The sequence below is a fragment of the Ponticaulis profundi genome (genome assembly GCF_042659465.1).
GTDB lineage: Bacteria > Pseudomonadota > Alphaproteobacteria > Caulobacterales > Hyphomonadaceae > Ponticaulis > Ponticaulis profundi.
The window spans coordinates 165,345-179,357 of sequence record NZ_JBHSSW010000028.1 but is presented as its reverse complement, the minus strand read 5'-3'; the positions used below and the strand labels follow the sequence as shown (position 1 = coordinate 179,357).

The window sequence follows — 14,013 nt, the reverse complement described above, 5'->3', positions numbered from 1 at the left end:
AGTTCGCCGGGCTTTTTTTGATCAACAATCGATTTCACTCACCCTGAACGAAGGCGCGCATGTCTTCGCTCAACTGCTCAAGTGATCCAAGATCGAGATACATCATGTGACCGGCCGGATAATAGGTTTTGACCACACGATCCATTGGCACGCCCGGCGCCTGAAGGCTCAGCTCGGCCGCATAGAAGGGCGTTGCCTGGTCATAATAGCCTGAGGCCAACATGACCCGCATATCCTTGTTCTCACGCATGCCACGCGCAAGACCCGGCACTACATTCGTGTACCCAGGACCACCGGAACCGCCACCGTCGACGCTCTTCCATTTCATGTTCACGTCATAGGACAGGACCGTATAGTCACGATCCATTTTCACACCAAGTTGGCGCGTCATATAGTCGTTCATAGCGGCCGTGAACGCTGCGTCCATCGCATAGCCTGATGGGTCAGCTTCAGCCGTTTCACCAACGCCGTCTTCTTCTTCACCGGTATAGCGACCATCATACCGACCAACCGTCAGCCCCTGGTCGCGCAGTAATTCTTTCATATAACGCCCAACGCCGACACGCAGATTGGCGCGATCAGCATAGTCTTCAGACACCCCTGTAAAGGATGCAAACTCGCTGACAACGGCCGCTTCTTCATCCGCAGAAAGCCCCTGCCCCTTGATCAGCGCTGGCACGAGTTCATCAGACGCAAACGCGCGCGCATCGGCAATGAAGGCATCGAAATCGTTATTCCAGGCCGACCGATCGACGCGGTTGTGATACCAGGCGATCGCAGCCTGTGTCGGCATCAATCCAGCATAACCAAGCGCACCGCGCGCCGCTTCAAAGTCAAGTATTGCCGAAATCAGGATCACACCGTTGAAAGCGACATCATTATACCGGTCATTCAGTTCGGATACGAGCGCAGCGGCGCGGGTCGTACCATAGCTTTCTCCCGCCAGATATTTCGGGCTGGCCCAACGTTCGTTCTCTGTCAGCCAGCGACGAATAAAGCGACCAACCGATGCGGCATCTTCATCAACGCCCCAATGGTCTTCCCCTTTGCCATCCTCTAGCGGGCGCGAATAACCGGTTCCGACCGGGTCGATGAACACAAGATCGGCGACATCCAGCAAGGAATACTCATTGTTGATCACAGGATAAGGCGGTGCCCCGTCATCGGTCGGACTGTCCGTTGCCACATCGACACGCTTTGGGCCGATAACGCCCATATGAAGCCATAGAGACGCAGACCCCGGCCCACCATTAAAGACGAACATGACCGGTCGCTGAGACGGATCGGCAACATTCTTCTTCAGATACGAAAAGGAAAAAACAGACGCATTTGGCTGATCTTTGTCATTCAGCAGGAACGTCTCTCCGGCGACCACGTCATAGCTGATAGACTCACCATTCACCCGGGCGGTATCAGACGTCTCAAAGCGTGCAGGATCACCCGCCTCTGGTCCTGCTATCTCATCCTTCTTGCCAGCATCCTGAGCGAAAGCGCCAGCAGACAGCGACGCAACCGCCAGCGCTGCTCCAAGGGTCTTCATCCAGTTTTTCATCATGCATAGCCCGCTTGCTGTTATTCGATATTGTTTACCTGCGCCCTCATCTGCGCCTGGGTCAAGACGCTGAACATGAGAAGCCCCGCCTCACCAGTAATATCACTGCGGGTCTTGCCGATCTTCCATGACCTCGCTAGGGCTTGGCGCAGAACTGAACCCCCAGAGAAAGCCAGTTTCCAATGGGCAATCTGATTGCCGTCCTCGGCCCGACCAATACCGGCAAAACACACTACGCCCTCGAGCGCATGATGGCGCACCGGTCCGGCATGATCGGGCTGCCCTTGCGCCTTCTGGCACGCGAGATTTACGAAAAAGTCGTCGCCCAAAAAGGGGAAGCTGCCGTTGCCCTGGTCACGGGCGAAGAGCGTATCTGGCCAGAAAAAGCCCGCTATTTCATCGCGACCGTCGAAGCCATGCCACTCTCGCAGGAAGTGGACTTCATGGCAATCGACGAGATTCAGCTGGCCGCAGACCCGGATCGCGGGCACGTCTTTACGCATCGCATTTTGCATGCACGCGGAAATTCGGAAACACTTCTGCTTGGTTCTGAAACCATGCGACGTGCCCTGATAGAGCTCGGCCTGGATGTCTCAACTGACCATCGGGAGCGTTTTTCCGAGCTAACATATGTCGGCCCCATGAAGGCGACCAAACTTCCCAAGCGCTCTGCTATCGTGGCGTTTTCGGCAGAAGAAGTTTACGCGATCGCCGAGCTTCTGAAGCGCCAGAGGGGCGGATCTGCGGTCGTTATGGGCGCGCTGTCGCCCCGAACCCGCAACGCGCAGGTGGACCTTTATCAGTCCGGCGAGGTTGACTATCTGGTCGCCACTGACGCCATCGGCATGGGGCTGAATCTTGATGTCGAACACATCGCCTTCGCAAGCCGCGCTAAATTTGATGGACGTCGCCGCAGGCAACTGACCTCGGCAGAAGCCGGCCAGATTGCAGGTCGCGCAGGCCGCTTCCGCACAGACGGCACTTTTGGCGAAACAGGTGATTGTCCGCCTTTTGATGAAGACATGGTCCGGCGTATCGAAGCTCACAACTTTGAACCGCTAACATCGCTTCAATGGCGAAATTACGATCTCGACTATCGCTCGATCGACAATCTTTTGCTCACGCTTTCCAGGCCGAGCCCTGAGCGCATTCTGCGCCAAACGAGTGACGCACTGGACGAACTGACCTTGCGCCGTCTTGCCGAAGATCATGACGTCCGTGAAAAAACAACATCAGCATCTCGCGTGAAACGACTTTGGGATTTATGCTGTCTCCCGGACTTTCGTCGTTCGGGACCGGATGGCCATTTGCGGGTCGTTCAATCCCTGTTCGACGAGCTTGCTGATCCGGATGCGCGCCTGTCGTGTGACTGGATGGAAAAAGAGCTTTCCAAGCTTCGCGCGACCGAGGGAGACCTCGATGTCTTGCAAAACAGACTTGCCGCGATCAGAACCTGGACGTATGCCGCTAACCGCTCGGACTGGGTTGAGAAAGCAGAAATCTGGCGCGGCGCGGCGCGCGAAATCGAAGATTTGCTTTCAGATGCCCTCCACGAGCGACTGACGCAGAGATTTGTAGACAAACGGACCACAGCGCTGATGCGCGGCCTGAACGCTGGAGACACAATGGAAGCCGGTTTCGGAGATAACGGTGAGATCACAATCGAAGGCCACGTTGTTGGCAAGCTGGAAGGCCTTGTCTTTCAGCCCGTGACGGATGCCAAAACGATCGAGGGGAAAGCTGTCCGGAATGCGGCGCTTCAGGCCCTTCGCCCTATTCTCGCAAAACGTCTTCAGGACATCGCGACGGCGATGCCGCACGCCTTCAGTCTGAACGACTATGCGCAAGTCACTTTTGACGATCAACCGGTTGCACGGCTCACCAAGGGCCATGACTGGCTGTCACCTCGTGCCGAACTTATCGGCGCAGAAGACTCGCCGAATGATGCACGAGATCGCGCACGAAACCGCATTGATGAATGGCTGGCAGAACACACACAGAAGCAGCTGCCTGCTCTGACGGCGATGAAGAAACAGCTCAATACCATGGATCTGCCGGGCAATGCGCGCGGTCTGGCCTATCGGGTACTGGAAGCTGGCTCTGCGGTCGATCTGCGCGATGACGAGACACCTCCACGATTGACGCCGGAAGAACGCGAAGCGTTGAAAGGTTGGGGCATTCGCTCCGGACGTGTCGCGACCTATGCGCCGGAAACCACCAAACCGGCCCAACAGGCTTTCATCGCAAAACTCTTCTCGGTCTTCACGAGCGAAGAGCCCATGATTGCGCCGGCAGGCGCTGGCAGTTTCCCGATCGAACCTGGCTGGTCAGATCAGGCTCTGCACGCGCAGGGTTATCTTCGCTTTGGCCCACGCGCGATCCGCGCCGATCTGGCAGAGCGCCTTGCCTGGGAAATCGATAAGCGTCGTCGCGAAGCTGGAAAAAACCAATTCGAAATTCCAGCAGAGCTCGCGTCTGTGGTTTCCTGTCCAGGCGATGCGTTTCAGGAAGTGCTGAAATCCTATGGATTAGCTCCGGCTGAACATGACGCAGAAACCGGCGCTGTAAAGAACTGGCGCTTCAAGGCCCGCTCACGCCCGGAAGGAGCCCCACCACGCCACCCAAGACGCCCAAGACGCCCACAGGGCGAAGCGGGAGGTAATCGTCCCGAACGCGCGCGTCATGCTGACGGAAAGGGAGGCAAACGTCCGCCTCGTCAGGGCAAAGCTGGCCCAGGAAGCAAACCTCCTCAGCAACGCGCTGCCGAGCGCGCAGAGGCTCGCAAGAAAGATCCGGACAACCCGTTCGCTGCGCTCGCTTCCCTCTTGCCACCAGAGCCACCGCCTAAGTCGAAAAAGCCAAAGAAGGCCAAAAAGCCGAAGCCTGAGGCAAAGTCTGAAGAGGCAAAAGAAGCAACAGCGACGCCAGCCGTTGACATGTCACCGGAAACTCAGACGCAAGCACCGACGCAGGACACTACTGCTGTTGAGCCGAAAACTCAGGATGAGGACAAAGCTTGAGCGAGCCGGATCAGCGCCTGGACATCTGGCTCTGGCGCGCCCGGTTTTTCAAAACACGTACCGAAGCGGCAAAGCTTGTTAGCGATAAGGGCGTTCGCATTGATCGCACCGGCATGGTCCGAAAATCGAACAAACCCGGCGCAAGCGTTCAGATTGGTGATGTGCTGACATTCCGGAAAGCCGGTGAGGTTCGGACTGTACGCATTTTGGGCCTGCCGGAACGCAGAGGACCAGCCAGCGAAGCGCAGACACATTATCTCGACGAAGATGCAGACTGAGACTTGACCTTACCGTCCGCCTGAGGTGGCTTGAGGCAAATATAAGGACACACCATGTTGAATTGGCTGAAATCTTTGATGTCTCGCCCGGATGAAGATGTCGCTGAAACAGGACGGACTGACGACCCGAAAGTCGCAGCAGCTGCGCTTCTCGTTGAAACAGCGTTGAGCGATGGCATTTATGCCGACATTGAAGAAGCTCGAATCCTTCACGTGCTGACCAACACCTTCGCAATTGATGAAACCGAAGCACGTTCAATCCTGAGCGATGCCGAAGACCTGGCCGAACACGCTTCTGGCGCCCATCAGTATACCAAGATCGTGAAATCGCTGCCAGCAGATGCCTGCATCCGTTTCATCGAAGGGCTCTACTACGTTTCCTTTGCAGACGGAGAGAAATGCCCGATCGAAGACGCCTTTGTGCGCCATGTGGCATCACTTCTTCATGTAGAAGATCGCGACCGGGCAGAAGCGCGTCAACGTGCTGAAGAGAAATCTCAAACGGAAGCCTAATAGTCACCTTCTTTAGATAAACTGCGGCCACGCCTTACTGAGCCCCCCTTTTTTACAGCCGCCTTTGGCGCTATTGCCGGGGAGAATTCTTCAGTTGAGGCAGTGTGCTTAATCTGCTGAACAATTGGCGACAAAAATTAACCTGGTTTCAATTCGCGCAACGAATAAGACCATCCAACGAGTTTGCTCAGGCCGGCAGGAAACGGCATGCACGGCCTGCTGCCGCATTGACATTTGTGATCTTGCACGACATGTCGAACGCGCTGAGTTTCGGAGAAGTTTGAATGACATATATCGTCACCGACGCCTGTATTAAATGTAAATACATGGACTGTGTCGAAGTCTGTCCTGTTGATTGCTTTTATGAAGGCGAGAACTTCCTCGTCATTCACCCTGATGAATGTATCGACTGCGGCGTTTGTGAGCCCGAATGCCCGGTGGAAGCCATTGTTCCCGACACCGAAGACGAGCCGGATGGCAAGTGGCTGAAGATCAATTCCGAATATGCAGAGGTTTGGCCGAACATCACTGTGATGGGCGAGCCACCAGCTGATCGCGATAAATTCGCCGAGGAAAAAGGCAAGTTCGAGAAGTATTTCAGCCCGAAGCCGGGTAGCGGAAGCTAATCACCCACATAGCTTCAACAAGATATAGATAAGCGCGGCGCCCATCAGGAACAGCCGCGCTTTTTTGTGTCCTCTGTTGCTAATAGGCAGACGCACGACACACAGATCCGTCACTGCTACAGTCGTTAACGTTTCCCGGCTGTAAAAACCTCACAATTAGCCTGCATCGCAAAAAAATTACCAAGTATCCAATTTCTGATTAAAGAGCCGCTTCGCCATTCAGGCAAATCTACAGTAAAAATTTTCTGCTCGACTTCCTGTTTTTCTATATTAAAGAATAAGGCATCTTTCGCTGCTTGGTGCTGAATAGAAGGTTTTGCAACAAAACCTGTTCTTTAGCTCTTTTCTGTGCTATAAGCCCGTTTCGCGACTTGAAGCCTTAAAGAATCGTTAATCGCCGTCAACCATCCACTTGGTTGATGAGATTGAGGTTTTGAGCCGCTCTTTTCGTTGCGTTGAAAGGTAAAATAACAATGGTAAAACGTGCTCAAGACAAAAGTGCAGCGTTCGAGGTGGGCCAACATGTTGTGTATCCGGCGCATGGTGTCGGCACGATCACTGGTGTTGAAAAAGAATCCGTCGCTGGAATTGATCTTGAAGTCTACGTTGTTTCTTTCGAGCAGGACAAAATGATCCTTCGCGTTCCAACCGCCCGCGCAGCAGATTCCGGCATGCGCGCTCTGGCTGGCACGAAGCTGGTCGACGATGCCCTGAAAACTCTGGGCGGCCGCGCACGCGTTAAGCGCACCATGTGGAGCCGACGCGCCCAAGAGTATGAAGCGAAGATCAACTCAGGCGACCTGATTTCAATTGCAGAGGTTGTTCGCGATCTCCACCGTTTAGAAGATCAACCAGAACAGTCTTATTCTGAGCGCCAGCTCTATGAATCTGCACTCGACCGCATGGCGCGTGAACTTGCGGCGGTCGAAAACATTGATCGTGACGCTGCGATGGAGCGTCTGACAGTGTCTCTGGCGAAGAAAGCCGCATAGTCAGCTTTCAAAATTCAGCCTTCGAAGCGGGATAGAACTGATCCAGTTCTATCCCGTTTTCGTATGGACCTCCAAAGACGATAAGGAGGTCTGCACATGGTGTCTGGCAGTGTTGAGACTGCTGTTGCAGAAAAGCAATTTCTGAAGCGAGCCATGAGTTCGCCGCTACTCGAATCCGATATCGAGAAGAATCTGGCTCTTCGATGGCGTGATGAACAGGACGAAAAAGCTCTGCATGACCTGACATCTGCATATATTCGTCTCGTTGTATCGATGGCCTCCAAATTCCGCAATTATGGCCTGCCGATGAGTGATCTCATCCAGGAAGGCAATGTTGGCCTCATGCTCGCTGCATCGCGCTTTGACCCGGAAAGAGAAGTCCGCTTCTCGACGTATGCCTGCTGGTGGATCCGATCATCCATTCAGGATTACGTTCTTCGCAACTGGTCCATCGTCAGAACCGGCACAACAGCGGCACAGAAGTCCCTTTTCTTCAATCTGCGCAGGCTCAAGGCGCTCATCAATGACACAAGCGAAGCTGCAATCTCTCAGGAAAGCCTCGACTTCATCGCAACAGAACTCAACGTCAGCAAACGCGATGTCGAGCATATGAGCGCACGGATGTCGGCCAGCGATCGCTCCCTGAACGCGCCGATGACCCAGGATGGCGATAGCGGCGAGTGGATGGATACACTGCGCGATGAATCCGACACGCCTGAAGATCTCTATATGAACGAACACGACCGCCAGAAGCGTCATGCCTGGATCAGCGAAGCGCTCTCTTGCCTCAATCCACGCGAAATCATGATTATTGAGAAAAGACGGCTCTCCGAAAACACGATTACCCTCGAACGACTGGGCCAGCAGTTAGGTCTGTCAAAAGAACGGGTTCGTCAGATTGAACAGGCCGCTATGCTCAAGTTAAAGAAAGCACTGGTTGGCATTGTCGGCGACCCTGAAAAATCCGGGCTCGTCCCTTCGATCTGAACGTTAAAGGACGTTGCGGATGTTTTCCGCAGAATCCAGACGAAGTGTTTCACCGTTGAACCAGCCGCGATATTCCATCGTTGAGCCCTCACCATTGCGGCATTTATTCTCGCTGGCCGGAAACTGCACATTGATGCCGCGACGCTTCAACCGCGCAATACAGATGTTCTCCGACAATGTGGGGCGTGCGCTGACATCCTGAAGGATGACAAAGCGGTTCGCCTCAAGAACATCACCCATCGCGGCAATCGGGCTATCACCCGCCCACAAGCCTCGCTCTTCCAATCGCGCAGCCTCTTCATCTGCCCAGAGCTCTTCACTTCCGCCTGCGGTGTCGGGGTAAAGCCGAACCCAGGCATGTCCTGAACGGACCATGGCCTGATTGACCCAGATCTCACCGCCCTGCTCCTGCCGGACGTAGACCTGAGCGAGCGCACGGTCATAGCGGTCCCGCGTTAGTCCCGGATAAAGCAGGGAGACCTCACGCCCCAGAACGAGGTGCTCCAGTGCCTCTTTCGCCTCTTCTGCAAAAGGCATTTCTTCCCGACTACGATAGGCAAAGCTCGGCGCCTCAATGCTCACCATCCGGACGACCTGCCCGGTGTTCAGAGCGAATGTATCGCCATCCATTACGCGAACAACATATCCACGCTCGCCCTCGAGCCAGCCTGCTCGATCCGAGGCCCCGCATCCCGAAACAACCAACAGCCAGCAGACCGCCCATATGCAGGACAGTCCACGCACCTATTCTTTTTCGGAGATAGGCATTTTCAGGAGGCGTTTTGTTTTGTGATCGCTACTACCACTATCACCACCGGCGGTTTTTCCGCGCATATAGTGACGCTGCCAGCGATCGCGCATCGCTTCTGCCTCACGACTGGCAAGCCGGGTATTGAAGTCCGCCCGGCTATCGCGCCAGACCTCATACTCATGCTTGAGCTGCGAATGATCATCGAGCTGGCGGAGTGTTGGCTGCACATCCTCAAGGCGATGGTGTTCGACGAGCGTTATGAAGCAGAACGGCTCGTCCTTCTCAAACCGGACAATGCCCGGTCGCGTCATCTGCCAGTTCATCGTGAAGGGGAACGGCAACCAATCAGTCTCAACGAGGCCTGACAGACCAGAAATTCCATCCTTCGGCCAGTTAGGCGGCGCCGAGCAGGCAACAGCCCAACCTGGTGGCGTACGAAACAGATGCCCGGTATGCATGGTCACAATCCCATGACGGAAATGGCTGCCCGCAAAGGACCGGACCGCTTCAGTCCCCGCCGAGCTGCGCAGCTCAATTGCGTCCTCCATCATCTCACCTGACCATTCGATCTCAAGATCAATCGGACACAGAATTTCCCAGCCAGTCGAATTCGCCATCGTGAGTGGCAGGCAGCGATAAGGATGGCGGTCCATGAACTCATCCATCCAGGCGCGACGTGAACGGCCCGGCACAATTTCCGGCGCCACATCATAAATGCGATAACAATCGAGCTGCATGCCTTATCCGCCTCTTGCGATATCCCTCTCAGATCGTCTTAAACCTCGTTAGGAACACGAACAAGGCGCAGCTCATGACAATGCATTCAGATGATTTATTTGCTCTTTTTGAGGAACTGAACATCCCTGTCGTGACAAATCATCACGCACCCACCTTCACAGTTGAAGAGGGACGCGACCTCAAGGCCTCCATGCCGGGCGGGCATTCGAAGAACCTGTTCATGCGGGACAAAGCCGGTCAGATCGTTCTGATTTCCGCACATGCCGACGCAATACTGAAGCTCAACAAGCTCCACAAGGTCATCGGGACCGGGCGCCTGTCCTTTGCTCCTGCAGATCTGATGGAAGAGGTGCTCGGCGTTACACCGGGTTCAGTGACAGCCTTCGCGCTCGCCAATGAAACAGCAAAAAATGTTCGCTTCATTCTGGAGCGCACGCTCGCCGAAAGCGACCCGCTAAACTTTCATCCGCTGCGAAACGACATGACAACCACAATCGGGCGCGCTGACTTCGATCGCTTTCTGGCTCATACTGGCAGGACGCCGGAAGTCATTGATTTTTCGGCGTTGGTTTGAAAGAGAACTGGGCGTGTGAACTTGCCAATTTCAAGTTCAGCCCCATCTGAAAGCAAGACCGGGTGCTGCGCGCACCATAAGGGAGAGATGAATGGACCTCGGAACAAACCCAACGACAGATCTGATCACCGAAAGCACCGATCAGACATTCATGACGGATGTCGTCGAGGCTTCGAAGGATTCTGTGGTTCTGGTGGACTTTTGGGCGCCATGGTGCGGACCATGTAAACAGCTAACACCTGTGCTTGAGCGCGTCGTCCAACAGGCCGGCGGCAAGGTGAAGCTGGTCAAAATCAACATGGATGAAAACCAGGGTGTGGCAGGCCAGCTTGGCGTGCGATCCATTCCGGCCGTATTCGGTTTTGTCGACGGCCGCCCTGTCGATGCCTTCATGGGTGCCCTACCCGAACCTCAGGTCAAACAGTTCATTGACAAACTGATGTCCGGCACATCCGGCGCGAAACAGTTGGAAGAAGCCGTTGAGCAGGCTGGTGAGCTGTTCCGAAATGGCGATATTGGCGGCGCAGCGCAGATTTATGCTGCCGTCATCCGCGAAGATAATAGAAACATCCCGGCCATTGCCGGTCTTGCCCGCTGCTATCTGGCCAATGATGATGCTGACCGCGCACGCCAGACGCTCGACATGGTCCCGGAAGACATGCGCTCGCATCCGGAAGTCAAAGGCGTGTTGACAGCACTGGAACTGACGGCAGATAGTCCGGAGCCGGAAGAGTTCTCTGAACTCAAGGCCGCGACAGAAGCCAATCCAGACGACAAGGACGCCTGGTTCAAGCTGGCCGAAGCGCAGCTCGCAGCAAACCAGCACGATAACGCCTGCAACAGTCTGTTCGAGATTTTGTCCAAGGAACTCGACTGGAATGAAGGCGCTGCCAAAGAATTGCTGCTGAAACTCTTTGAAGCAGCTGGTCCGAAAGCGGAGGTAACGAAGAAAGGCCGTCGCCGCCTGTCTTCTCTGCTGTTTTCCTAGATCCCACAGCATCCTCCCCTAGATTGAAACGCAAACCCATGCGGGGAGGATGGCCTATGGCCCGATCCATTTACGAAAGCACGTCCGATCTACCGAAGTCTTTTCCGATTTTCCCGTTAGCTGGCGTTCTGCTTTTCCCGAGCGGCCTTCTACCACTGAACATATTCGAACCGCGCTATCTGAACATGCTGGATGACGCCATGGCCGGCGATGCCATGATTGGCATGGTTCAGAGCCTGGAAACAGGCCCGCGAGCGCATCCGGATATTGCACAAGTCGGCTGCCTTGGCCGCATCAGCAGTTATTCCGAAACAGAAGATGGACGATATCTGATCGCACTTGAAGGCATCTGCAGGTTCCGCATTACGCAGGAATTGCCGTTTGAGCGTCCATACCGTGAAGCCGAAGCAGACTGGTCGCCTTTCACACAAGATCTGAGCGCTCCGGATATGGAGCAGGTGCCGGGACGTGAGCAATTACTGAGCAGCCTGCAAACCTATCTGGAACGCAACCGCTTGCAAGCCGACTGGCGTGCCGCCGAAAATGCACCGCTCGAACAATTGATAAATTCACTTTGCGCAGCCTGCCCTTTTACCGTTATGGAAAAGCAAGCTTTGCTGGAAGCGCCGGATCTAAGGTCACGCGCTGAAAGCCTGATCACCCTTTTTCATATGGACCGGGACGGTCACGGAGGAAAACCCACATGGCTTCAGTAGATAATCAAGGCCTCGATCCACGCCTTCTGGAAGTTCTGGTCTGCCCGGTGACACGTGGCCCGCTGATTTATGATCCCGACGCCAAGGAGCTCGTGTCCCAGAAAGCAGGTCTCGCTTATCCAATCCGCGATGGCGTGCCCGTCATGCTGGCTGATGAAGCCCGCGAACTAGAGCCGAGTGAAGCACAGGCATGAGCCAGAAGATTGCTGAGCTACGATTTCAGCGCGAGGCCAGACAATTACGCCTTGTCTTTAAGGATATGACGACCGCTGACATTCCGTTTGAATTGCTGCGGCTGGATAGCCCATCTGCCGAAGTTCAGGGACATGGCGGCCAGCGCCCGACCATTCCAACCGGAAAAGAGACGATCGGAATTCTGGAAGCTACGCCGGTCGGACACTATGCGGTTCGCATCACCTTCGATGACGGACACGATTCTGGGCTCTTTACATGGACTTATCTAAAGGAATTGTCCGAGGAGCCTGAAGCCAGGCTCGCGCGCCTCAAAGCCTAGCTGCTGACCCTGTTGATCAGGAATCGGATCACACGATCTGAAGATGGGCGCCCAAAATAGCCTGACTTCGGGTCCACATAAATGGTCAGAACGCCCGCATCATTAAATTTGAAATCCGGCACATCACCGCGCAAAATCCGCACCTGGCGGACATTATCAGTGTGCTTTTCGGCTTTGACCATGGCTTTGGCGACAACACCGGCGGCATCCTGATACCATTTTGTTTCGGCCTCACCCGCGGGGAGCGCCTGAACCGAAATTTCCTTGCCGAGACGCAATGTAAGATACGCCGATAAGCGGCCTTCGAACCCCGCTTCTTCCGTATCCGGAGGAATGAGCGAAGCCGGTTTGACGTTCTCACGCGCGACAGGCTCACCACGCGGCGCATCCGCGTGGTAAAGAATCACTCCGCCAACCTCGGTCATGCGCAGGAACAAACGACCTGCATCATTCTTTAGGAATTCGTCACCACGTTGGCCGACGGTCGCCTTCAGTGCCCAGACTTCCTCGTCATTATCGAACTGCATATAGGCACGACTGCCGACACGTTCGAAGGTAAACCCTTCGCCAGCCAGATTCACATAACGGGCTGTACCGTTCTGAAAGTTGGGATTTACGCCAAAAAGCGGCGTCTGTTCGGTGGGCGCCTGCGCAGAAGCTGCCATTAAAGACAATGGCGCAAAAGCGATGGCCCCAGCAATCAATGCAGGGGCCAGTCTTAGCAATTTCACCCAAAAGATGTCTTTTCTCATCGTCTCAGTATGACCAATGAACTTGGCGGCAATAGGGCATCATAAAGATCAAGACAGCTATTGCCGGAAAAGACCTGATATAGGTTTAACTTGCGATATATTGTGCGCCGTTCACCGTCATGGTCGCGCCATTGACGAAAGCTGCCTCTTCACTTGCCAGATAAGCAACCATACTAGCGATCTCTTCGGCTTTACCAAGACGCCCAACCGGAATGGTAGAGATGATGCCTTCGAGCACTTCAGGCTTCACCGCCTGCAGCATTTCGGTGTCGATATAGCCCGGCGCAATCACATTAGACGTAATGCCCTTTTTGGCGCCCTCATAGGCAAGCGCGCGCGTAAAGCCGATCAGACCTGCCTTCGCCGCCGAATAGTTTGCCTGGGTGAACTGACCTTTCTGACCATTGATCGAAGAAATATTGATCACACGGCCGAAACCACGATCGCGCATGCCTTCCCAGACATTTCGGGTCATGTTGAAGGCAGAGTCGAGATCAACATTGATCACTTTCGACCAGGCTTCCTTGGACATTTTATGGAAAGGCGCATCCCAGGTGATGCCCGCATTGTTGACCAAAACCTCACACGGACCGAGGTCTGCCTCAATCTGTTTGATCCCTTCTGCGCAGGCATCGAAATCACCGACATCGAACTTGAAGCATTTGACACCGATCTCATCTGCGCAAAGCTTTGCGGCGTCATCATTCCCCGCATAGGTCGCAGCGACCTTATAGCCGTCTTTTGCCAGACGTTCGCTGATCGCACGTCCAATCCCTCGTGTACCACCGGTCACGATTGCTGTTTTACTCATGCTATTCTCCCCGAGCATGTACTTTATGTTAGGGCGCTATACCCAAGAAAGCTCTTATACGCTCCTGCACAAAAATGCGATGGAAATTGCAGATTTTTTCGCGCAGTCGCCTCAGGCTTCCCTTACGTCGATTAAGACGCATGATATCAGAAATGCAAGCACAGCGGGGCTTTTAGGATCTACACCTTTGGTGGTGCCTTG

16 protein-coding genes are annotated in these 14,013 nt (G+C 54.6%); 11 read left to right on the top strand and 5 right to left on the bottom strand.

Going from position 1 to position 14,013, the window contains the following annotated elements; all coding sequences use genetic code 11:
- Positions 1 to 34 precede the first annotated feature (34 nt).
- The gene (locus ACFQDM_RS14630) at positions 35 to 1,552 is read right to left on the bottom strand and encodes a S10 family peptidase (RefSeq protein WP_377380274.1); all 1,518 of its coding nucleotides are present in this window, start codon (positions 1,550 to 1,552) and stop codon (positions 35 to 37) included.
- A gap of 182 nt (positions 1,553 to 1,734) precedes the next feature.
- Between ACFQDM_RS14630 and ACFQDM_RS14625 the strand changes: the two genes are divergently transcribed.
- From ACFQDM_RS14625 to ACFQDM_RS14600, 6 genes are all read left to right on the top strand, one after another.
- Positions 1,735 to 4,572 (top strand): helicase-related protein, encoded by a 2,838-nt coding sequence (locus ACFQDM_RS14625; protein ID WP_377380272.1) that lies wholly within the window; start codon positions 1,735 to 1,737, stop codon positions 4,570 to 4,572.
- Positions 4,569 to 4,850 carry an RNA-binding S4 domain-containing protein gene (locus tag ACFQDM_RS14620; RefSeq protein ID WP_377380270.1) on the top strand — a complete coding sequence of 94 codons (282 nt, stop codon included), beginning with the start codon at positions 4,569 to 4,571 and terminating at the stop codon, positions 4,848 to 4,850. The genes ACFQDM_RS14625 and ACFQDM_RS14620 overlap by 4 nt, the downstream gene beginning before the upstream one ends.
- 54 nt (positions 4,851 to 4,904) lie before the next feature.
- Positions 4,905 to 5,363 carry a tellurite resistance TerB family protein gene (locus tag ACFQDM_RS14615; RefSeq protein WP_377380269.1) on the top strand — a complete coding sequence of 153 codons (459 nt, stop codon included), beginning with the start codon at positions 4,905 to 4,907 and terminating at the stop codon, positions 5,361 to 5,363.
- Between the two features lie 284 nt (positions 5,364 to 5,647).
- Complete coding sequence (gene fdxA / locus ACFQDM_RS14610; RefSeq protein ID WP_377380267.1) at positions 5,648 to 5,989, top strand: ferredoxin FdxA; 342 nt, start codon at positions 5,648 to 5,650, stop codon at positions 5,987 to 5,989.
- A 473-nt stretch (positions 5,990 to 6,462) separates the two neighbouring features.
- Positions 6,463 to 6,981 carry a CarD family transcriptional regulator gene (locus tag ACFQDM_RS14605; RefSeq protein ID WP_377380266.1) on the top strand — a complete coding sequence of 173 codons (519 nt, stop codon included), beginning with the start codon at positions 6,463 to 6,465 and terminating at the stop codon, positions 6,979 to 6,981.
- 96 nt (positions 6,982 to 7,077) lie between these two features.
- Complete coding sequence (locus ACFQDM_RS14600) at positions 7,078 to 7,968, top strand: RNA polymerase factor sigma-32 (protein ID WP_377380264.1); 891 nt, start codon at positions 7,078 to 7,080, stop codon at positions 7,966 to 7,968.
- 3 nt (positions 7,969 to 7,971) lie between these two features.
- On the opposite strand, the gene ACFQDM_RS14595 is transcribed toward ACFQDM_RS14600, so the two are convergent.
- Complete coding sequence (locus ACFQDM_RS14595; protein ID WP_377380262.1) at positions 7,972 to 8,712, bottom strand: thermonuclease family protein; 741 nt, start codon at positions 8,710 to 8,712, stop codon at positions 7,972 to 7,974.
- Positions 8,713 to 9,456 (bottom strand): DUF6065 family protein, encoded by a 744-nt coding sequence (locus ACFQDM_RS14590; RefSeq protein WP_377380260.1) that lies wholly within the window; start codon positions 9,454 to 9,456, stop codon positions 8,713 to 8,715.
- A 74-nt stretch (positions 9,457 to 9,530) separates the two neighbouring features.
- On the opposite strand from ACFQDM_RS14590, the gene ACFQDM_RS14585 reads away from it, so the two are divergent.
- From ACFQDM_RS14585 to ACFQDM_RS14565, 5 genes are all read left to right on the top strand, one after another.
- On the top strand, positions 9,531 to 10,031 hold the full coding sequence (locus ACFQDM_RS14585) for a prolyl-tRNA synthetase associated domain-containing protein (protein ID WP_377380259.1): 501 nt from the start codon (positions 9,531 to 9,533) through the stop codon (positions 10,029 to 10,031).
- Between the two features lie 91 nt (positions 10,032 to 10,122).
- Complete coding sequence (gene trxA / locus ACFQDM_RS14580; protein ID WP_377380257.1) at positions 10,123 to 11,019, top strand: thioredoxin; 897 nt, start codon at positions 10,123 to 10,125, stop codon at positions 11,017 to 11,019.
- 56 nt (positions 11,020 to 11,075) lie between these two features.
- On the top strand, positions 11,076 to 11,735 hold the full coding sequence (locus tag ACFQDM_RS14575) for an LON peptidase substrate-binding domain-containing protein (protein ID WP_377380255.1): 660 nt from the start codon (positions 11,076 to 11,078) through the stop codon (positions 11,733 to 11,735).
- A complete protein-coding gene (locus ACFQDM_RS14570; RefSeq protein ID WP_377380253.1) occupies positions 11,723 to 11,929 on the top strand; it encodes a Trm112 family protein in 207 nt (68 codons plus the stop codon). The genes ACFQDM_RS14575 and ACFQDM_RS14570 overlap by 13 nt, the downstream gene beginning before the upstream one ends.
- Positions 11,926 to 12,249, top strand: a complete 324-nt coding sequence (locus ACFQDM_RS14565) for a gamma-butyrobetaine hydroxylase-like domain-containing protein (protein WP_377380251.1) — start codon at positions 11,926 to 11,928, stop codon at positions 12,247 to 12,249. The genes ACFQDM_RS14570 and ACFQDM_RS14565 overlap by 4 nt, the downstream gene beginning before the upstream one ends.
- Here the strand turns inward: ACFQDM_RS14565 and ACFQDM_RS14560 are convergent.
- Together ACFQDM_RS14560 and phbB are read right to left on the bottom strand one after the other, a co-directional pair.
- Positions 12,246 to 12,974 (bottom strand): DUF4908 domain-containing protein, encoded by a 729-nt coding sequence (locus ACFQDM_RS14560; protein ID WP_377380249.1) that lies wholly within the window; start codon positions 12,972 to 12,974, stop codon positions 12,246 to 12,248. The two genes, ACFQDM_RS14565 and ACFQDM_RS14560, sit on opposite strands and share 4 nt — an antisense overlap.
- Before the next feature lie 112 nt (positions 12,975 to 13,086).
- A complete protein-coding gene (phbB, locus tag ACFQDM_RS14555; protein WP_377380248.1) occupies positions 13,087 to 13,812 on the bottom strand; it encodes an acetoacetyl-CoA reductase in 726 nt (241 codons plus the stop codon).
- Between the last annotated feature and the right edge of the window lie 201 nt (positions 13,813 to 14,013).